Raw genomic sequence first — 18,314 nt, 5'->3', positions numbered from 1 at the left:
CCGTGAATGTATCGACCTCAACAGCAAAGCACAGACCGTCGCAAGCGCCTGGAAAATTGTGGTGGGCCGGAAAAAGCCGCGCATCATACCAGCAGCGTGAGGAATATGGCGGATGTTGGTATCGATCGTCGGCGAAGTTTTGTGTCGCGGCCAAACCGGCCATACTGCGCGCTGATTTTTCGGGAATGGATCAAATGAACAAGCATTGGATGAAGGCCTGCGGATTGATCGTACTGTTGCTGGCCGGAACACCCGCAGCGCTCGCGGCCTCGGCGGCGCCGCTGAGCGAGGTGAAAGTCATCAAGGTTCAGTCGGCGTCCTGTGGGCTCGAAGACATTACCGACGGTCAGGTGCAGACCCGTTGCGATCACAGCGCGCCGGGCATCAAGGTCTATGTGCTGGAAATCGGCTATGGCCAGAGCCAGCCCCAGGCTGCACTGGATGGTTTTGAAGTGAACGGCACGCGAAGCCCGGTGTGTGCCTTCGATAACGGCAATCTGACCGAGTGCACGCCCGGCAGCAAAACCGTTGGTTCTCTCTATACCTTCGATCTGGCAGGTCGGCAGGAGGGCACTTTCACGTTCAGCAACACATCGATCAACGCCCCGCGCAACACGATGTCCACCCAGCTTTACATCAAGTAACGGCTGTCGCCGAACAGGGCAGGTCAAAGCTGACTACGCTTTAAAGATCACCCAGCGGATTGCGCCCATGACCTTTAGAGCCCTGATTACCCTCGCCGAGGGCATCGATGATCTGCAATGCGTGACCCTGATCGACGTGCTGCGCCGAGCCAGTATTGAAGTGGTGGCGGCCAGCATCGAGGGACGGCGCATGCTGACCTGTGCCCGAGGCACGCGACTGACCGCCGACGGCATGCTCATTGATGTGCTGGCCCAGACCTTTGACTTGATCGTCCTGCCCGGTGGCGCTGTTGGCGCACAACACCTGGCGGCGCATCAGCCGCTGCAGCAATTACTAAAGGACCAGGCCAGCGCCGGACGCCTGTTCGCCGCCATCGCCGAAGCCCCGGCGGTCGCACTGCAAAGCTTCGGTGTTTTGCGTCAAAGACGCATGACCTGCCTGCCCGCCACCAGCCATAACCTCTCCGGTTGCACGTTTGTCGATCAACCTGTGGTAGTCGACGGTAATTGCATCACCGCCCAGGGCTCCAGCGCCGCACTGGCGTTTGCGCTGACGCTGGTCGAGCAACTGGCGGGCAAGGCCGTCAGAGCGAAGGTCGCGGGGGAGTTGCTGGCCTGAGAAGGTCAGGCGTGAGCAGCGATTGGTTGAATGGCTGGCTGCTCGCGGTGCTCGGCTTGCCAAAGGTCGTAATCGGTTTGAACGCCTAGCCACATACGAGCCTTGCCAATCCCCGCGCGCTCCAGTCGTACGGCCAGATCCGGGCTGATCGGCGCATGTCCGTGCAATACACGAGAAAGGTGAGGGCGGGCGAATCCGAGATGCCGAGCCAATTCGGTGACACTGATACCAAGCTCCGGCAATACATCCATCAGCAGCGTTTCACCGGGGTGTGGCGGGTTGTGCATGGGCATGAGCCTGCCTCCTGTCAGTGGTAATCCAGATAATCAACCAGTTCGATGTCCGACCCTGCAAATCGAAAGATAACCCGCCAGTTCCCGGACACGCTCAGTGACCAGTACTCGCAAAGTTCCCCTTTCAGTGGATGCAGACGCCAACCGGGAAGGTCCAGATCCCCGGGAACCGCTGCCCGATCCATGAACTGCAGCATACGCGACAGCCGTTTAGCGTGATCGGCGCGAATCCCGCGAGTCGAACCGGTTTCATAGAAGCCACGAAGGCCTTTGTGCTGAAAGGATTTGATCATGGGGCGAGTGTAAGGCGATACATTACACTCAATGCGGTATCTATGTACCGCATCTTTTCGAGCTGATTGTGCTTGGCGGGTTTATTCCGCAGGTGACAGCGGTGCAGCTAGGCCTTCACCTCATCTACCGGCACATGCATCCGGTCGCGATTGGCCAGGGTCGGGAACAGTTTGATCCAGGTTCCGGTCACCACCAGCGTACCGATCCCGCCCATCACCACTGCCGGTACGGTGCCGAACCAGTGGGCGGTGAGGCCGGATTCGAATTCGCCCAACTGGTTCGAGGCGCCGATGAACAGGCCGTTCACCGCGCTGACCCGGCCGCGCATTTCGTCCGGGGTTTCCAGTTGCACGAACGAGGCGCGGATCACCATGCTGATCATGTCCGCCGCGCCGAGCACCACCAACACTGCGAGCGAGAACCAGAAAGACGTCGACAGACCGAAGGCGATGGTGGCCACGCCGAATACACCGACGGCGGTGAACATCACCCGGCCGACGTTGCGTTCGACGGCGAAGCGCGCCAGGAACAGCGACATCATCAACGCCCCGACCGCCGGCGCCGAACGCAGCAGCCCCAGGCCCCACGGCCCGGTCAGCAGGATGTCCTTGGCAAACACCGGCAACAACGCCGTGGCACCGCCGAGCAGTACGGCGAACAGGTCCAGCGAGATCGCCCCGAGGATGTCCGGGCGGCTGCGGATGAAACGAATCCCCGCCAGCAACGAGTCCAGCGTCGCCTTGCCTTTGTTCAGCGGGGTTTGCCGTGCAGGCAGGTTAAGCATCAAGGTGCAGGCGATGACATACAGAATGACCGTCGGGCCATAGACCCACACGCTGCCGAAGGCGTAGAGCAGACCGCCCATCGCCGGGGCGACGATAGTGGCTGATTGCTGCGCCGATTGCGCGGCGGCGACCGCCCGCGGGAACAGCGCGCTGGGCACGATGCTCGGCAGCAGCGCCTGGGTGGTCGGCATCTCGAAGGAGCGTGCTGCACCGAGCAGGAACGCGAGGATAAAGATCATTTCCCGGGTGACATGGTCGGTGGCGCTGCCGATGGCCAGTGCCAGGGCGATCAAGGCCTGCAACGACTGACAGATCGCCGCGACCTTGCGCCGGTCGTAGCGGTCGGCAACGTGGCCGGTGTGCAGCATGAACAACACGCGTGGGGCGAACTCCACCAAACCGACCAAGCCAAGATCAAGCACGTTGCCGGTCAGTTGATAAAGATTCCAGCCGATCGCCACGGTGAGCATCTGGAAACCGCTGGCGGTGAAGATCCGGGCAAACCAGAACGCAAGAAAGGGACGGTGGTGGCGTAACAGCAAGGGCTCTTGGCTGGGCATCTGCGGGCCGGTCTTGATCGAGGGGAACCGCGAGATTATCACCAGTCTGTAACAGGAAGTTGCTATGACAAAAAATTTAGTTAGCCAGACATCGATTTTTCGGGACCCGGACACTCAACCCGGCCATCGATGTATTTCAGGGCTTTACCAAGACTCTGAGGCAACTTGTCACGCGGCAAAAGACCACGCGGTTCCCCGTCGGAAATGGGACTACTCTTTCAACGTTGATTGATCCAGATCAAGACCCTTCGCGGAACTGATCCGGGACCCGTCGGCAGACTCCCTGCGTCGCGATGCCTGTAAAAAGAAGAACGAATCCGAGTTCGCCGCACTCCATACCCGTGGGGGCAGTGGTTCAAGGCCGCCAGCCTTGGAACCGTTATCTGATAGAGGAAAGCTTATGTTCGGTTTAGAGGCACTAGATCTCGCCCGAATTCAGTTCGCGTTCACCATCTCGTTCCACATCCTGTTCCCGGCGATCACCATCGGTCTTGCGAGTTATCTCGCGGTGCTGGAAGGCCTGTGGCTGAAAACCGGCAACGACACCTACCGCGATCTCTACCATTTTTGGTCGAAGATCTTTGCCGTCAACTTCGGCATGGGGGTGGTCTCGGGCCTGGTCATGGCCTATCAGTTCGGCACCAACTGGAGCCGCTTCTCGGACTTCGCCGGTTCCGTCACCGGGCCTTTGCTCACGTATGAAGTGCTCACGGCCTTCTTCCTCGAAGCCGGTTTCCTGGGCGTCATGCTGTTCGGCTGGAACAAGGTCGGACGCAAGCTGCACTTCTTCGCCACGGTCATGGTTGCCATCGGCACGTTGATTTCGACGTTCTGGATTCTGGCTTCCAACAGCTGGATGCAGACCCCGCAGGGTTTCGAGATCGTCAATGGCCAGGTCATCCCGACCGACTGGCTGGCGATCATCTTCAACCCGTCGTTCCCGTATCGCCTGATGCACATGGCGACGGCGGCGTTCGTGGCGACCGCATTCTTCGTCGGCTCCTCCGCGGCCTGGCACCTGCTGCGCGGCAAGGACAACCCGGCGATCCGCACCATGCTGTCGATGGCGATGTGGATGGCGTTGATCGTTGCGCCGATCCAGGCGGTCATCGGCGACTTCCACGGCCTCAACACCCTCAAGCATCAGCCGGCGAAAATTGCCGCGATCGAAGGCCACTGGGAAAACCACAGTGACGAAGCGACGCCGCTGATCCTGTTCGGCTGGCCGGACATGAAGGAAGAGAAAACCAAGTACGCGGTGGAGATCCCGTACCTCGGCAGCCTGATCCTGACGCACTCGCTGGACAAGCAAGTTCCGGCGCTCAAGGAGTTTCCACCGGAAGACCGGCCGAATTCGACCATCGTGTTCTGGTCGTTCCGGATCATGGTCGGCCTCGGTTTCCTGATGATCTTCACCGGTCTCTGGAGCCTGTGGCTGCGCAAACGCGACACGCTCTACACCTCGCGGCCGTTCCTGTACCTGGCGTTGTGGATGGGCCCGTCTGGCCTGATCGCGATCCTGGCGGGCTGGTTCACCACTGAAATCGGTCGTCAGCCGTGGGTGGTCTACGGGCTGATGCGCACGGCGGATGCGTCCTCCAACCACAGCTTCATGCAGATGAGCATCACATTGATCATGTTCGTGGTGGTGTATTTCGCGCTGTTCGGTGCGGGTCTGGGCTACATGATGCGCCTGGTGCGCAAAGGGCCGAAGACCGACGAAGGCAAGGAAACCAACGACGGTGGTCCTGGCCAGAAACGCACACCGGCCCGTCCGTTGTCCGCTGCCGACGACGATGGCGCAGAACACGACCGCAGCCTGACCAAGGAGATTTGAATCATGGGTATTGATCTTCCGCTGATCTGGGCCGTGATCATCATCTTCGGCATCATGATGTACGTGGTCATGGACGGTTTCGACCTGGGGATCGGGATTCTCTTTCCGTTCATCCCCGGCAAGACCGACCGCGACGTGATGATGAACACCGTCGCCCCGGTGTGGGACGGCAACGAAACCTGGTTGGTGCTGGGGGGCGCGGCGTTGTTCGGCGCCTTCCCGCTGGCCTATTCGGTGGTGCTGTCGGCGCTGTACCTGCCGCTGATCTTCATGCTGATCGGGCTGATTTTCCGTGGCGTGGCATTCGAGTTCCGCTTCAAGGCCAAGGACGACAAGCGTCACCTGTGGGACAAGGCGTTCATCGGTGGCTCGGTGGCGGCGACGTTCTTCCAGGGCGTGGCACTTGGCGCATTCATCGATGGGCTGCCGGTGGTCAACCGGCAATATGCCGGCGGTTCACTGGACTGGCTGACGCCGTTCACGCTGTTCTGCGGCGCAGCACTGGTGGTGGCGTATGCCTTGCTCGGTTGCACCTGGCTGATCATGAAGACCGAAGGCAAGCTTCAGGAGCAGATGCATGACCTGGCGCGCCCTCTGGCCTTCGTGCTGCTGGCGGTGATCGGCATCGTCAGTCTGTGGACGCCGCTGGCCCATCCGGAAATCGCGACGCGCTGGTTCAGCATGCCGAACCTGTTCTGGTTCATGCCGGTGCCGATTCTGGTGCTGGTGACGATGTACGGTCTGATCCGCGCGGTGGCGCGCAATGCCAACTACATGCCGTTCCTGCTGACCCTGGTGCTGATCTTCCTCGGCTACAGCGGTCTGGGCATCAGTCTGTGGCCGAACATCGTGCCGCCGTCGATCTCGATCTGGGACGCCGCCGCACCGCCGCAAAGTCAGGGCTTCATGCTGGTCGGCACGCTGTTCATCATCCCGTTCATCCTGGGTTACACCTTCTGGAGCTATTACGTGTTCCGCGGCAAGGTCACCCATGAAGACGGCTATCACTAGGGGTGATCACGATGGCGCCGACAGCGGCGCCATCTCCCTCAACCGGAGGATGCAAGCATGACCGGCAAACATTCCCTGCACGACATTGAAGAAGCCGAAAAAAAGCCGCTGTGGCAGCGGCTTGGCTGGTTGGCCATGATCTGGGTCGGCAGCGTCGGTGCATTGTTCATCGTCGCCAGCCTGATGCGCATGTTCATGAACGCCGCTGGCCTGACTACACACTGAAACTTCCCATCCCGTCGCCTTGCGGCACGGATTTTTGACCCTCCGACCGGAGGGTTTTTTTTGCCCGGATTATTTACGCGCCTTGAGGATCACGAACTTCGGCGTGGCTGCGACCTGCTCGACGCCCCGGAACAGCCGCGCCAGTTTGCTGTGATAACCCAGGTGACGGTTGCCGACGATGTACAGCGCACCGCCGACGACCAGCGCTTCGCGCGCCTGCTGGAACATGCGCCAGGCGAGGAAGTCGCCGACCACCTGTTGCTGATGGAATGGCGGGTTGCACAGCACCACGTCGAGCGATTGCGCTTCCTGCCCGGCCAGACCGTCGCCGGCGCGAACGATCACCTCACGTTCACCCAACGCTGCGCGCCAGTTCTCGGCGGCGGACTGCACGGCCATGAACGATTCGTCCAGCAGCGTGTAATGCGCATCAGGGTTTTGCAGGGCGCTGGCGATGGCCAGTACGCCGTTACCGCAACCGAGATCGGCAACCCGCGCCGCGCCGAGATTCTTCGGCAAGTGCGGAAGAAAGGCGCGAGTACCGATATCCAGCCCTTCGCGGCAGAACACGTTGGCGTGGTTGAGCAGTTCGATGGCCGGCTCGTCGAGGCGATAGCGGGTCGGATAAGGCGAGACGGCCGCAGCCTTGGCCTCAGGCGTGGCGATCAACAAGCGCGCCTTCTTCACGGCCAGCGAAGCCTGAACCGGGCCGATGTAGCGTTCCAGCAGATCACCGGCAGCGCGGGGCAAGTGTTTGACCATGGCTGCGGCTATCACCTGGGCACCGGGCGCCAATTGGCCTTGCAGGCGAATCAGTTGTTCTTCCAGCAGCGCCAGGGTTTTTGGAACGCGGATCAGTACCCGGTCGAATGGCCCGACCAACGGCTCGCTGGCCGGCGTGCCGCGTAGCGCATCGAACACCTGGCCATTGCGCAGCAGGTTTTTTTCCAGGCCCTGAAACGCCAGGAACGAATCGCCGCTGCTGCTGACCTGCACTTTGCCGGACAGGCTGATGGCCAGCGCGCCGAAGCTGTCGTTGAGCACCAATACCCGAGTGTTTGCCGCCGGGTTCTGCTCGGCCAGATGATTGAGCAGGTATTCGTCGGCCGCATCGAAAGCTTGCAGCGGTTCGTTCTGCTGTTCGGGCTGGCGGATCAGATCAAGCTGGGCGAAGGGCGTATCGAGCAAAGGCATGGGGCGGGGGACTCTGGGTAATCAACGGGTGTCCCGCGGCCCAGGGTGTTGTGCGGCGGAACCGTCCGAGTGGACAGCGACGCGAAGATACGCGTCATCACTCAGAAAGGTCGCAAATGGTACTTTTTTTTCGGCTGTTTTACTTGCTTGTTTTCGGAGCCGTCGACTAGATGATCCCTGCCTTGGCGGCGGCGATGACTGCGGAGACCTTGTTGCAGACATTCAATTTCAGAATCACGTTTTGCACATGATAGTTAACGGTGCGTTCGCTAAGGCTCAGGATTCGGGCAGTTTCATAGGCGGTTTTACCGGATGCACATAACTTCAGCACTTCGATCTCCCGAGTGGACAGGCGAGGCGGTTGGGCCTTGGCCGGCCGCTTGGGAAGTGCGTGCGCGAACAACTCGGCCAGATGGCTGGTGACGTAAAACATGTAGCCAAAATGTTCATACAACTCGATTGCACTGATCGGACAGTGAGGCCGGGCCAGACTGAGAATGCTGCACAGGCCACTTTCTTCGTGATGAAACGATTGCGACCATCCGTAGTGCAGCCCTTGTTCCTGTAACGCTTCCCACAATTTCGGAGTTTTTGAGAAGAGTTCCTTATTCCATGTAATTGGCAGCATTGACTGATTGCAGTGTGCTACTACCGGGTCAACTTCACAGTAACTATTTTCCTCGTACTGTTTGTTCCATGCTTCAGGGTAGTTATTGATATTCAAGGGTTTTGGTAGTATCTCTCGTTCAGTCGATGTGACTGAAATCCCACAAAACTTGAAGCCTATGTTCTTGGCAAATGTCAGCAGAATCGGGTAGGCGGTTTCAATTCTTGTGGCGAATGTCACCTGCTGTATCTGCCGCTCCTTCCACAGTTCCATTTGAAGAGTCTCCGAGAGTGTTTCGCTGGGGTGCGATCTTGGATCCAAGAGTCAGGCACGGAAACGAGTGTAGGACGCTTCTTGTATGGGTGTTTGGATTTTTTTGTTCTTAGAGGCTGCTCTGGATAGGAATATCGGATTTCAAATGAATAAGAGTTGATGCGTTGAAGTGGAGTCGAGCTGTATTCAAAGTTATGTCTTGAGGGCTGTTTGGCCGTTGTTAGCGCTTCTGTTTTTCTTTGAGAATGATGGTGTTAAATACCACTACAAAACGTCGGTGTTTCAAAGCCTCTAATTGAGTGACACTGAAGCTCTTTGTCGAGGGAGCGCCGCATGACCGCCAGCGCAGAAAAATTCAGCAGCCAGACGCTGCTTGACGTGCAGCCTTTGACGCCCAGCCTGTTCACATTGCGTACGACCCGTGATGCAGGCTTTCGCTTTCGCGCCGGGCAATTTGCCCGCCTTGGGGTGACCAAGGCCGATGGCAGTACGGTGTGGCGGGCGTATTCGATGGTGTCTTCGCCGTTCGACGAGTTTCTTGAGTTCTTTTCCATCGTGGTACCCGGGGGTGAGTTCACCAGTGAGCTGAGCCGTCTGAAGGCAGGTGACACCTTGCTGGTGGATCGCCAGGCCTTCGGGTATCTGACGCTGGATCGTTTTGTCGAGGGTCGGGATCTCTGGCTGTTATCCACAGGCACCGGCGTGGCGCCGTTTCTGTCGATCCTGCAGGACTTTGAAGTGTGGGAGAAATTCGAGCGAATCATCCTCGTCTACAGCGTGCGTGAGGCGCGGGAACTGGCTTATCAACAGCTGATTGCCGAGTTGACGCAGCGTGACTACCTGGCCGAGTACGCTCACAAGTTCCAGTTCATTCCTGTGGTGACGCGCGAGCCCTGTTTGGGGGCCCTCAACGGGCGCATTACCACGCTCATCGAAAACGGGGAGCTGGAGCAGGCGGCAGGTATTGAGCTTGATCCGGCCCATTCGCGGGTCATGCTCTGCGGTAATCCGCAGATGATCGACGACACCCGGGCCCTGCTCAAGCAGCGGGGCATGAGCCTCAGCCTGACGCGGCGGCCAGGGCAGGTGGCGGTGGAAAACTACTGGTGAAGAAACGGCGCCTTCAAGCGCCGTTCATGGGGTTCAGGGCCGATTGTTCTGGGCCTTGAGCAGATCGCGGATCTCACCCAGCAGTTCTTCTTCCTTGGTTGGCACTGGTGGCAAGGTCGGAGCGACGGCTTCTTCGCGTTTCAGGCGGTTGATGGCTTTGACGCCCATGAAAATCGCGAAGGCGACGATGATGAAGTCCAGAATGCTCTGGATGAACTTGCCGTAGGCCATAACGACCGCAGGGGCGCTGCCCTCGGCGGCTTTCAGGGTTATCGCCAGGTCACTGAAGTCCACCCCACCGATCAGCAGGCCGATTGGCGGCATGATGACGTCACCGACAAACGACGAAACGATTTTGCCGAAGGCCGCACCGATGATGATACCGACGGCCATGTCGACCACATTGCCTTTGACCGCGAAGGCCTTGAACTCGCTGAGCACGCCCATAGTTATTTCCTTGTTACAGATGAGTTTGGTGTACGCAGTGTAAATCAGCAAAACGCGTCCTGCGCGAAACACCTTCTTACAATGCTCGTTTTTATCGACACATCAATTCGCGATTAGTTTGCAAAGTGCCACTAATCGCGCGCGAATTACTCCGCAAGGCTCTGATCGAGAAGCTATTTTTCTCAATCGATGGAGTGTGGATTTTCTATTTATGTTCGCCGTCGTGACTCTCTAGCCTCTGGTTGGCGCACCTGGATGCGCCTCAAACAACAGAGGAACCTGAAATGAATTCCACACTTGGTTCAGGGGTATTGCCCCTTCGCCGTACCGTCGGCGTATTGGCCGCCAGCCTGCTGACCTTTTCCGTGAACGCCGCGCCTCTGACCCGGGATAACGGTGCGGCGGTAGGCGATAACCAGAACTCGCAAACCGCCGGCGCCAATGGCCCGGTGCTGTTGCAGGACGTGCAACTGATCCAGAAACTGCAGCGCTTCGACCGCGAGCGTATTCCCGAGCGCGTCGTGCATGCCCGTGGCACCGGTGCTCATGGCACGTTCACCGTCACCAACGATCTCAGTGATCTGAGCAAGGCCAAGGTGTTCGCTGCCGGCCAGGTCACACCGGTTTTCGTGCGCTTCTCTGCTGTGGTTCATGGCAATCATTCCCCGGAAACGTTGCGTGACCCGCGGGGCTTCGCGACCAAGTTCTACACCGCTGACGGTAACTGGGATCTGGTCGGTAACAACTTCCCGACGTTCTTCATCCGCGACGCCATCAAGTTCCCGGACATGGTGCATGCTTTCAAGCCTGATCCGCGCACTAACCTGGACGACGACTCGCGCCGTTTCGACTTCTTCTCTCATGTACCGGAAGCCACTCGTACATTGACCGAGCTGTATTCCAACTCAGGGACACCCGCCAGTTATCGGGAGATGGATGGCAACGGTGTGCACGCCTACAAGTTGGTCAACGACAAGGGTGAAGTGCACTACGTGAAGTTTCACTGGAAAAGTTTGCAGGGGATCAAGAATCTCGATCCTGAACAAGTCGCAAAAGTTCAGGGTCGTGACTACAGTCACATGACCAATGATCTGGTAACTAATATCAACAAAGGCAATTTTCCGAAGTGGGACTTGTACATTCAGGTCCTGAATCCGCAAGATTTGTCCAAGTTTGATTTCGATCCACTGGACGCAACCAAGATCTGGCCCAATGTTCCTGAACGGAAAGTTGGACAAATGGTCTTGAACCGCAATCCGGCAAATGTCTTCCAGGAAACTGAACAGGTGGCCATGGCGCCGGCCAATATTGTTCCCGGTATCGAGCCTTCGGAAGATCGCTTGTTACAAGGCCGAGTGTTCTCTTATGCCGATACTCAAATGTATCGCCTGGGTGCCAATGCCCTGCAACTCCCCATCAACGCTCCAAAAGTTGCGGTGAACAATGGTAATCAGGATGGCGCGATGAACTTCGGCGCCAGCAATACGGGCGTGAACTACCAGCCGAGCCGCCTGCACCCGCGTGAGGAGCCGCAAGGCGCACGGTACAGCCAGACGTCCCTGCAAGGCAGCACTCAGCAGGCGAAAATCCAGCGTGAGCAGAACTTCAAGCAGGCCGGTGATCTGTATCGATCCTTCAGCAAGAAGGAGCGTCAGGATCTGATCGAGAGCTTTGGCGGTTCGCTGGCGAGCACCGATGACGAGAGCAAGCACATCATCCTGTCCTTCCTCTATAAGGCTGATCCGGAGTACGGCGCCGGCGTGACGAAGGTGGCCAAGGGTGACCTGGATCGGGTCAAGGCCCTGGCGGCCAAACTGGTCGACTAAGAACGATCGCGGGGCCCGAAAGGGCTCCGTTTCCCTTCAAGGAGGTGACTCATGCGTGTCTGTCTTTCGCTGTTGCTGGGCTGTCTGTCGTTCGCGACCATGGCCGCACCGGCCGAACAGGACCCTGATGCGCTCAAGGCGCAGTTGCAGGACTACTACTTCAATGCCGCCCGTGAGGGCGATATCGCCGTACTCGACACCTTCATCGAGGCGGGCTATTCCCTGGATACCCGGGATGCCAAGGGTTACACCGCGCTGATGCTCGCGGCCTACCACGGCGAAGGTGACGCGGTGGACAAGTTGCTGGCTGCCGGGGCGAATGCCTGTGCCCAAGATCAGCGCGGAAACACCGCCCTGATGGGGGCCATATTCAAAGGGGAATTGCAGATCGCCCGTCGACTGATGGCTACCGACTGCAACCCGGACCAACGCAACGGGGCGGGTCAGACCGCTGCGATGTACGCAGGGCTGTTCAAGCGTGAGGCATTGCTCGACGCCCTCAAGGCCAGGGGCGCCGATCTGAACGCGCAAGATCCGTTGGGCAACAGCGCCGCGCGTCTGGCCAGCGGGGAAATCCGTACCGCCGCGCCGCGCTGATCGGCGACGGCTGCGTTATCATCGCGGTTTTTGCCGGGGGTTCAGATGGCCAAGGCCAAGCGCATGTACGGCTGCACCGAGTGCGGCGCAACCTTTCCCAAGTGGGCCGGGCAGTGCGGCGAATGCGGCGCGTGGAACACCCTGACCGAAACCATGGTCGAGAGTGGCGGTGCCGCCGCCCCGAGCGGGCGCACCGGCTGGGCCGGGCAACAGGCGCAGATCAAGACCCTGGCCGAAGTCAGCATCGAAGAGATTCCGCGTTTTTCCACAGCCTCCGGCGAGCTGGACCGAGTGCTCGGCGGTGGTCTGGTGGACGGCTCGGTGGTGCTGATCGGCGGTGATCCGGGTATCGGCAAGTCGACGATTCTGTTGCAGACCCTGTGCAACCTCGCCAAGACCATGCCGGCGCTGTACGTCACCGGTGAGGAATCCCAGCAACAAGTGGCGATGCGCGCACGCCGCCTGGGGTTGCCGCAGGATCAACTGCGGGTCATGACCGAAACCTGCATCGAAACCATCATCGCCACCGCCCGTCAGGAAAAACCCAAGGTGATGGTGATCGATTCGATCCAGACGATTTTCACCGAACAACTGCAATCGGCACCGGGCGGCGTGTCCCAGGTACGCGAAAGTGCGGCGTTGCTGGTGCGTTACGCCAAGCAAAGCGGCACGGCGATTTTCCTGGTCGGCCACGTCACCAAGGAAGGCGCATTGGCCGGCCCGCGTGTTCTGGAGCACATGGTCGACACTGTGCTGTATTTCGAAGGCGAGTCCGATGGCCGGTTGCGCCTGCTGCGGGCGGTGAAAAACCGTTTCGGCGCGGTCAACGAGTTGGGTGTGTTCGGCATGACCGACAAGGGCCTGAAAGAAGTCTCCAACCCTTCGGCAATTTTTCTCACCCGCGCTCAGGAAGAAGTCCCGGGCAGTGTGGTAATGGCAACGTGGGAAGGCACCCGGCCGATGCTGGTGGAAGTCCAGGCGCTGGTGGATGACAGTCATCTGGCCAACCCGCGTCGGGTCACTCTGGGTCTGGATCAGAACCGTCTGGCGATGTTGCTGGCGGTGTTGCATCGCCACGGCGGCATTCCGACTCACGATCAGGACGTGTTCCTCAACGTGGTCGGCGGGGTGAAGGTGCTGGAAACCGCATCCGACCTGGCGTTGATGGCCGCCGTCATGTCGAGTCTGCGCAACCGTCCGTTGCCCCACGATCTGCTGGTGTTCGGCGAAGTCGGTTTGTCTGGTGAGGTACGTCCGGTGCCGAGCGGTCAGGAGCGTTTGAAGGAAGCGGCCAAGCACGGCTTCAAGCGCGCGATCGTGCCCAAGGGCAACGCGCCGAAGGAAGCGCCTCCAGGCTTGCAGATCATTGCAGTGACGCGTCTGGAACAGGCGCTGGATTCACTCTTCGAGTAATCAGAGCTCCATCAACGCGCCAAGCTCTCGTTCGAGCTCGGCCTCATCCCCGAGGTTGAGCTCGATCAGGCGGCGCAGGCGCTGGATCGATTCCAGGCTGATGTGCCGGCACTGGAAACCCAGTTGGCCATGATCGTCGTGCGCCAGTTGCACATCCATCTGGATGTCGGTGTCGTCGCTCAGGTGAATGTCGACGTTGAAGTCCTGCGTTTCATCCCCCAGCCACGGCTCCGGCCGCTCGATCAACAATCCCTTGAGCGACAGGTCGATCAGCTTCACCGGCCAGATGTATTCACCCTGGCTCAATTCGGTTCTGGCATCGAACGCGATACGTTTGAAGCGGCGACGCTCGGACGGGTGCTCGCTCATGGCGCAATCCTCTGGACGGTTCGCTGACTATAGACCCGCCACGTCGAGTGTTGCCAGTCAGGCAGGGCGTCCGACCAATGTCGGGGTATGGCCTTTGCCGCCAGTAGCGCTAAACTCGGGGTGGCTGTCTTTCTTGTCCACCCTGGCTGGAATAATAAAATGAAAAATAATAATAGCCTGCTGCGCCACTTACCCTGGCTAGTGCTGGCAATCGTAGGAGCGTGCGCCCTGGGCGTAGTGGCATTGCGCCGAGGCGAGGCGATCAACGCCTTGTGGATCGTGGTCGCCGCCGTGGCCATTTATCTGGTTGCGTACCGTTACTACAGTCTGTTCATCGCTAACAATGTGATGCAACTCGATCCACGCCGGGCCACCCCCGCCGTGCTCAACAATGACGGTCTGGACTACGTTCCGACCAACAAACACATTCTCTTCGGACACCACTTCGCGGCCATCGCCGGCGCGGGGCCTCTGGTCGGTCCGGTACTGGCTGCGCAGATGGGCTACCTGCCCGGCACGCTGTGGCTGATTGCCGGCGTGGTGCTGGCGGGCGCGGTGCAGGACTTCATGGTCCTGTTCATGTCCACCCGTCGCAACGGCCGCTCCCTGGGCGACATGGTGCGTGAAGAAATGGGCCGTATCCCCGGCACCATCGCGCTGTTCGGCTGCTTCCTGATCATGATCATCATCCTCGCGGTACTGGCGCTGATCGTCGTCAAAGCCCTGGCCGAGAGCCCTTGGGGCATCTTCACCGTGATGGCGACCATCCCGATCGCGATGTTCATGGGCATCTACATGCGCTACATCCGCCCGGGCCGCATCGGCGAGATCTCGGTGATCGGCGTGGTGCTGCTGCTCGGTTCGATCTGGCTGGGCGGGCAGATTGCCGCTGACCCGGTGTGGGCCAAGGCCTTCAGCTTCACCGGCGTGCAAATCACCTGGATGCTGATCGGTTACGGCTTCGTTGCCGCTGTGTTGCCGGTCTGGCTGATCCTCGCGCCACGTGACTATCTGTCCACGTTCCTCAAGATCGGTACCATCATCGCCCTGGCGATCGGCATTCTGGTTACCATGCCCGAGCTGAAAATGCCGGCCCTGACCCAGTTCGTCGACGGCACCGGCCCGGTGTGGAAGGGCGGTCTGTTCCCGTTCCTGTTCATCACCATCGCTTGCGGTGCGGTATCGGGCTTCCACGCACTGATCTCGTCCGGCACCACGCCGAAACTGCTGGATAACGAAACCAACGCCCGCTACATCGGTTACGGCGGCATGCTGATGGAATCGTTCGTGGCCATCATGGCCATGGTTGCCGCTTCGGTGATCGAGCCGGGCGTGTACTTCGCCATGAACAGCCCGGCGGCAGTTGTCGGCGGTGACGTGGTGGCTGTTGCGACCGCTGTCAGCAACTGGGGTTTTGCGATTACGCCTGAGGCGCTGCAAGCCGTGGCGCATGACATCGGCGAAACCACCATCCTGGCCCGTGCCGGTGGTGCACCGACCCTGGCGGTCGGTATCGCGCAGATCCTGCACAGTGTCCTGCCGGGTGAAAACACCATGGCGTTCTGGTACCACTTCGCGATCCTGTTCGAAGCGCTGTTCATCCTGACCGCTGTGGACGCCGGCACCCGTGCCGGTCGCTTCATGCTGCAGGATCTGCTCGGCTCCTTCGTGCCGGCGCTGAAACGTACCGAGTCCTGGACCGCCAACCTGATCGCCACCGCCGGTTGTGTGGCGATGTGGGGCTGGTTGCTGTATCAGGGCGTGATCGATCCGCTGGGTGGCATCAACACCTTGTGGCCGCTGTTCGGTATCTCCAACCAGATGCTGGCCGGTATCGCGCTGATGCTCGGCACCGTGGTCCTGATCAAGATGAAGCGTCAGCGCTACATCTGGGTCACTCTGCTGCCGGCTGCCTGGCTGCTGATCTGCACCACGACTGCAGGCTTCATCAAGTTGTTCGACGCCAACCCGGCTGTCGGCTTCCTGTCGCTGGCCAAGAAGTACAGCGATGCACTGGCCGCAGGCCAAGTGATCGCACCGGCCAAGAGCGTCGAGCAGATGCAGCACGTGATCTTCAACGCTTACACCAACGCAACGCTGACCGCGCTGTTCCTGTTCGTGGTATTCAGCATCCTGTTCTATGCGCTCAAGGTCGGCATCGCCGCCTGGGGCAAAAAAGAGCGTACGGATAAAGAATCGCCGTTCCAGGCCCTGCCGGACGCGTAACCAGAGGATTGCACCATGTTCAATGACCTGAGTCGCCTCGGTAAATACCTCGGTCAGGCCGCGCGCCTGATGGTCGGCATGCCCGACTACGACACGTACGTCGAGCATATGCAAACCAAACACCCGGACAAACCGGTGATGAGCTACGAGATGTTCTTTCGCGAACGTCAGGAAGCCCGTTACGGTGGCAAGGGTGGGCCGAAGTGCTGTTGAGCCGCTGATCGCGGTTCACCAGAAGTGAGGTGGGAGCAGGTCTTTCGGCCTGCTCCCATTTTTATTTGTGCAATTGAAGGAGATCGAGTTTGTCTTCTCCCATCCCGGTCACGGTGCTCAGCGGTTTCCTTGGCGCCGGCAAGACCACCTTGCTGCGCCATCTGTTGAAAGCCGAGCACGGCCTGAAAATCGCCGTGATCGAAAACGAATTCAGCGACGCCGGCATCGACACCCAATTGCTGGGCGACGAGCCGGTGCAAGTCATGACCCTGGCCAACGGCTGCGTCTGCTGCACCATCCACACCGACCTGACCAAAGCCCTGTACCTGCTGCTCGAACGGCTGGACAGCGGCGAAATCGCCTTCGATCGGCTGGTCATCGAGTGCACTGGCCTGGCCGACCCGGCGCCAGTGGCACAGACGTTTTTCATCGACGAAGAACTGCGTGAGCGTTACCTGCTCGACGGCATCATCACCCTTGTCGACGCGGCCCATGCCGAGCTGCACCTGACCCAGACCATCGCGCAGGCGCAGATCGGTTTTGCTGACCGCTTGCTGGTGAGCAAGACCGATCTGGTGGACGAGGCTGCGTTCACCGCACTCAGCGAACGCCTGACCCGTATCAACCGCCGTGCGCCGATTCGCGTGGTCGAACACGGCAACATCGATCTGGCTGAATTGCTAGATGTGCGTGGCTTCAACCTGAATGCCGATCTCGGTGGCGGGGTGAGTCTGCGCCCGGTCAGCAAGGCGCCGTCCATCGACCGGATTTCCAGTCTGGTGTTGCGTACCGATCAGCCACTGGATATCGATCAGCTCAGCGAGTTCATGAACGAATTGCTGGAAGAACACGGCAAGCAATTGCTGCGCTACAAAGGCGTGCTGAACATTGCGGGCGAAGATCGTCGGTTGGTGTTCCAGGGCGTGCTGAAACTTTACGGCTTCGATTGGGACACCGAGTGGGCCGAGGGCGAGGCACGGGAAAGCGTGATCGTGTTTATCGCCGATGATCTGCCGGAAGATAAGATCCGGGCGGGGTTTGCCAAGGTGGCGACGGACTGAGTCCGCCGCTGTCTCAGTGCGTGGAGCCGCTGAGAATCGTCTGTTCCAGATGATCCAGATGACGGTTCATCAGCGACACGGCCTCGGCGGCGTCATCACGCTCGATCGCCTCGACGATCCGGGCGTGATCCTGCCAGCCGCAACAGCTGTGCGTGCTTTCAATGCAACGCGCAATCGCCAGTGAGGTCAGCGGCACCAACGTGCCGAGAAAATGCGCCAGCGGTGCATTCCCGGCCATTTTCGCCAGCTGCAAATGAAACTCCCCGGACAGGCGAATCGCCGCGCCGCGTCGGTCTTTATCCACAGCCTGGCGTTCGCGTTCGATCAAGGCGCGCAGGCGTTTCAAGTCTTCAGCCTGCGCATGCTGGCAAGCCAGTCGCACCAGCGTGTTCTCGGCCAGGCGCCGGGCGTGCAAGGCCTGACGTGTCTGCTCGGCGTCCGGCGCGGCTATGCGCGGTCGATGGTTGGCCCGCAGCACGATGATCTGTTCGTGGGACAGTTGGGTCAGCGCCCGACGCACATCCGCGCGGCTGACACCGAACATCTGCTTCAGGCTCTCTTCGGTGAAGCGGCTGGCGGCATCGAGGCGTTGTTCGAGGATTGCGTCGAACAGTCGCGGATACAGCTCGTCCACCGGCGTCTGCAGGCGGGAGAAGGGCAGGGCCGCCGAGGTCTGGCGAGAATGCGACGGCGTGGCAAGACTGTTCATG

The 18,314-nt window shown here is 59.7% G+C and carries 20 protein-coding genes; 12 read left to right on the top strand and 8 right to left on the bottom strand.

Going from position 1 to position 18,314, the window contains the following annotated elements:
- The first annotated feature begins 194 nt into the window (after nt 1–194).
- Together IF199_RS26080 and IF199_RS26075 are read left to right on the top strand one after the other, a co-directional pair.
- Nucleotides 195–644: a DUF4879 domain-containing protein gene (locus IF199_RS26080; protein ID WP_192559051.1), complete on the top strand. Its 450-nt coding sequence runs from the start codon at nt 195–197 to the stop codon at nt 642–644.
- Nucleotides 645–711: 67 nt separating this feature from the next.
- Nucleotides 712–1,263, top strand: coding sequence for a DJ-1 family glyoxalase III (locus IF199_RS26075; RefSeq protein WP_192559050.1), 552 nt, complete (start codon nt 712–714; stop codon nt 1,261–1,263).
- 5 nt (nt 1,264–1,268) lie between these two features.
- Here IF199_RS26075 and IF199_RS26070 read toward each other — a convergent pair whose 3' ends face one another.
- The 3 genes from IF199_RS26070 to IF199_RS26060 form a co-directional block, all read right to left on the bottom strand.
- Nucleotides 1,269–1,556 (bottom strand): HigA family addiction module antitoxin, encoded by a 288-nt coding sequence (locus IF199_RS26070; protein ID WP_045121630.1) that lies wholly within the window; start codon nt 1,554–1,556, stop codon nt 1,269–1,271.
- A 14-nt stretch (nt 1,557–1,570) separates the two neighbouring features.
- On the bottom strand, nt 1,571–1,849 hold the full coding sequence (locus IF199_RS26065; RefSeq protein ID WP_085697557.1) for a type II toxin-antitoxin system RelE/ParE family toxin: 279 nt from the start codon (nt 1,847–1,849) through the stop codon (nt 1,571–1,573).
- A gap of 107 nt (nt 1,850–1,956) precedes the next feature.
- Nucleotides 1,957–3,195, bottom strand: coding sequence for an MFS transporter (locus IF199_RS26060; RefSeq protein WP_096820837.1), 1,239 nt, complete (start codon nt 3,193–3,195; stop codon nt 1,957–1,959).
- Between the two features lie 400 nt (nt 3,196–3,595).
- On the opposite strand from IF199_RS26060, the gene IF199_RS26055 reads away from it, so the two are divergent.
- From IF199_RS26055 to IF199_RS26045, 3 genes are read left to right on the top strand one after another with little or no spacing between them, the layout of a single operon-like run.
- Nucleotides 3,596–5,032 (top strand): cytochrome ubiquinol oxidase subunit I, encoded by a 1,437-nt coding sequence (locus IF199_RS26055; protein WP_192559049.1) that lies wholly within the window; start codon nt 3,596–3,598, stop codon nt 5,030–5,032.
- A 3-nt stretch (nt 5,033–5,035) separates the two neighbouring features.
- On the top strand, nt 5,036–6,043 hold the full coding sequence (gene cydB, locus IF199_RS26050; protein WP_085697554.1) for a cytochrome d ubiquinol oxidase subunit II: 1,008 nt from the start codon (nt 5,036–5,038) through the stop codon (nt 6,041–6,043).
- A 57-nt stretch (nt 6,044–6,100) separates the two neighbouring features.
- Entirely contained in the window at nt 6,101–6,268 is a 168-nt protein-coding gene (locus IF199_RS26045; protein WP_007950992.1) for a DUF2474 domain-containing protein, read from the top strand.
- A gap of 69 nt (nt 6,269–6,337) precedes the next feature.
- Here IF199_RS26045 and IF199_RS26040 read toward each other — a convergent pair whose 3' ends face one another.
- Complete coding sequence (locus IF199_RS26040; RefSeq protein ID WP_192559048.1) at nt 6,338–7,462, bottom strand: methyltransferase; 1,125 nt, start codon at nt 7,460–7,462, stop codon at nt 6,338–6,340.
- 166 nt (nt 7,463–7,628) lie between these two features.
- A complete protein-coding gene (locus IF199_RS26035) occupies nt 7,629–8,342 on the bottom strand; it encodes an autoinducer binding domain-containing protein (RefSeq protein ID WP_192559047.1) in 714 nt (237 codons plus the stop codon).
- Nucleotides 8,343–8,675: 333 nt separating this feature from the next.
- Here IF199_RS26035 and IF199_RS26030 point away from each other — a divergent pair, with 333 nt between their 5' ends.
- Complete coding sequence (locus tag IF199_RS26030; protein ID WP_192559046.1) at nt 8,676–9,452, top strand: ferredoxin--NADP reductase; 777 nt, start codon at nt 8,676–8,678, stop codon at nt 9,450–9,452.
- A 33-nt stretch (nt 9,453–9,485) separates the two neighbouring features.
- Here IF199_RS26030 and mscL read toward each other — a convergent pair whose 3' ends face one another.
- On the bottom strand, nt 9,486–9,899 hold the full coding sequence (mscL, locus tag IF199_RS26025; RefSeq protein WP_085712217.1) for a large-conductance mechanosensitive channel protein MscL: 414 nt from the start codon (nt 9,897–9,899) through the stop codon (nt 9,486–9,488).
- A gap of 284 nt (nt 9,900–10,183) precedes the next feature.
- Here mscL and katB point away from each other — a divergent pair, with 284 nt between their 5' ends.
- Genes katB through radA form a run of 3 tightly spaced genes read left to right on the top strand, consistent with a single transcriptional unit; the run spans nt 10,184 to nt 13,735 of the window.
- The gene (gene katB / locus IF199_RS26020; RefSeq protein ID WP_102621111.1) at nt 10,184–11,725 is read left to right on the top strand and encodes a catalase KatB; all 1,542 of its coding nucleotides are present in this window, start codon (nt 10,184–10,186) and stop codon (nt 11,723–11,725) included.
- Nucleotides 11,726–11,776: 51 nt separating this feature from the next.
- The gene (locus IF199_RS26015) at nt 11,777–12,322 is read left to right on the top strand and encodes an ankyrin repeat domain-containing protein (RefSeq protein WP_192559045.1); all 546 of its coding nucleotides are present in this window, start codon (nt 11,777–11,779) and stop codon (nt 12,320–12,322) included.
- A 45-nt stretch (nt 12,323–12,367) separates the two neighbouring features.
- Complete coding sequence (gene radA / locus IF199_RS26010) at nt 12,368–13,735, top strand: DNA repair protein RadA (RefSeq protein WP_039771749.1); 1,368 nt, start codon at nt 12,368–12,370, stop codon at nt 13,733–13,735.
- Here radA and IF199_RS26005 read toward each other — a convergent pair whose 3' ends face one another.
- On the bottom strand, nt 13,736–14,104 hold the full coding sequence (locus IF199_RS26005; protein ID WP_085712214.1) for a PilZ domain-containing protein: 369 nt from the start codon (nt 14,102–14,104) through the stop codon (nt 13,736–13,738).
- A gap of 159 nt (nt 14,105–14,263) precedes the next feature.
- On the opposite strand from IF199_RS26005, the gene IF199_RS26000 reads away from it, so the two are divergent.
- From IF199_RS26000 to yjiA, 3 genes are all read left to right on the top strand, one after another.
- The gene (locus tag IF199_RS26000; protein ID WP_096820844.1) at nt 14,264–16,330 is read left to right on the top strand and encodes a carbon starvation CstA family protein; all 2,067 of its coding nucleotides are present in this window, start codon (nt 14,264–14,266) and stop codon (nt 16,328–16,330) included.
- A gap of 15 nt (nt 16,331–16,345) precedes the next feature.
- Nucleotides 16,346–16,543 (top strand): YbdD/YjiX family protein, encoded by a 198-nt coding sequence (locus tag IF199_RS25995; RefSeq protein WP_003228401.1) that lies wholly within the window; start codon nt 16,346–16,348, stop codon nt 16,541–16,543.
- Nucleotides 16,544–16,632: 89 nt separating this feature from the next.
- Nucleotides 16,633–17,604 carry a GTPase gene (gene yjiA, locus IF199_RS25990; RefSeq protein ID WP_192559044.1) on the top strand — a complete coding sequence of 324 codons (972 nt, stop codon included), beginning with the start codon at nt 16,633–16,635 and terminating at the stop codon, nt 17,602–17,604.
- Nucleotides 17,605–17,617: 13 nt separating this feature from the next.
- Here the strand turns inward: yjiA and IF199_RS25985 are convergent, their stop codons facing one another.
- The gene (locus IF199_RS25985) at nt 17,618–18,313 is read right to left on the bottom strand and encodes a GntR family transcriptional regulator (protein ID WP_192559043.1); all 696 of its coding nucleotides are present in this window, start codon (nt 18,311–18,313) and stop codon (nt 17,618–17,620) included.
- Nucleotide 18,314 lies beyond the last annotated feature (1 nt).

The sequence above is a fragment of the Pseudomonas allokribbensis genome (genome assembly GCF_014863605.1).
Classification (GTDB): Bacteria; Pseudomonadota; Gammaproteobacteria; order Pseudomonadales; family Pseudomonadaceae; genus Aquipseudomonas; species Aquipseudomonas allokribbensis.
Note: the sequence above shows the minus strand (reverse complement) of the source record. Positions and strands in the feature narration are given on the sequence as shown.

Bases quoted from the DNA above. Each gene is read 5' to 3' on its own strand.
- IF199_RS26080 (WP_192559051.1), top strand. From the start codon at position 195: ATGAACAAGCATTGGATGAAGGCCTGCGGATTGATCGTACTGTTGCTG.
- IF199_RS26075 (WP_192559050.1), top strand. From the start codon at position 712: ATGACCTTTAGAGCCCTGATTACCCTCGCCGAGGGCATCGATGATCTG.
- IF199_RS26070 (WP_045121630.1), bottom strand. From the start codon at position 1,556: ATGCCCATGCACAACCCGCCACACCCCGGTGAAACGCTGCTGATGGAT.
- IF199_RS26065 (WP_085697557.1), bottom strand. From the start codon at position 1,849: ATGATCAAATCCTTTCAGCACAAAGGCCTTCGTGGCTTCTATGAAACC.
- IF199_RS26060 (WP_096820837.1), bottom strand. From the start codon at position 3,195: ATGCCCAGCCAAGAGCCCTTGCTGTTACGCCACCACCGTCCCTTTCTT.
- IF199_RS26055 (WP_192559049.1), top strand. From the start codon at position 3,596: ATGTTCGGTTTAGAGGCACTAGATCTCGCCCGAATTCAGTTCGCGTTC.
- cydB (WP_085697554.1), top strand. From the start codon at position 5,036: ATGGGTATTGATCTTCCGCTGATCTGGGCCGTGATCATCATCTTCGGC.
- IF199_RS26045 (WP_007950992.1), top strand. From the start codon at position 6,101: ATGACCGGCAAACATTCCCTGCACGACATTGAAGAAGCCGAAAAAAAG.
- IF199_RS26040 (WP_192559048.1), bottom strand. From the start codon at position 7,462: ATGCCTTTGCTCGATACGCCCTTCGCCCAGCTTGATCTGATCCGCCAG.
- IF199_RS26035 (WP_192559047.1), bottom strand. From the start codon at position 8,342: ATGGAACTGTGGAAGGAGCGGCAGATACAGCAGGTGACATTCGCCACA.
- IF199_RS26030 (WP_192559046.1), top strand. From the start codon at position 8,676: ATGACCGCCAGCGCAGAAAAATTCAGCAGCCAGACGCTGCTTGACGTG.
- mscL (WP_085712217.1), bottom strand. From the start codon at position 9,899: ATGGGCGTGCTCAGCGAGTTCAAGGCCTTCGCGGTCAAAGGCAATGTG.
- katB (WP_102621111.1), top strand. From the start codon at position 10,184: ATGAATTCCACACTTGGTTCAGGGGTATTGCCCCTTCGCCGTACCGTC.
- IF199_RS26015 (WP_192559045.1), top strand. From the start codon at position 11,777: ATGCGTGTCTGTCTTTCGCTGTTGCTGGGCTGTCTGTCGTTCGCGACC.
- radA (WP_039771749.1), top strand. From the start codon at position 12,368: ATGGCCAAGGCCAAGCGCATGTACGGCTGCACCGAGTGCGGCGCAACC.
- IF199_RS26005 (WP_085712214.1), bottom strand. From the start codon at position 14,104: ATGAGCGAGCACCCGTCCGAGCGTCGCCGCTTCAAACGTATCGCGTTC.
- IF199_RS26000 (WP_096820844.1), top strand. From the start codon at position 14,264: ATGAAAAATAATAATAGCCTGCTGCGCCACTTACCCTGGCTAGTGCTG.
- IF199_RS25995 (WP_003228401.1), top strand. From the start codon at position 16,346: ATGTTCAATGACCTGAGTCGCCTCGGTAAATACCTCGGTCAGGCCGCG.
- IF199_RS25985 (WP_192559043.1), bottom strand. From the start codon at position 18,313: ATGAACAGTCTTGCCACGCCGTCGCATTCTCGCCAGACCTCGGCGGCC.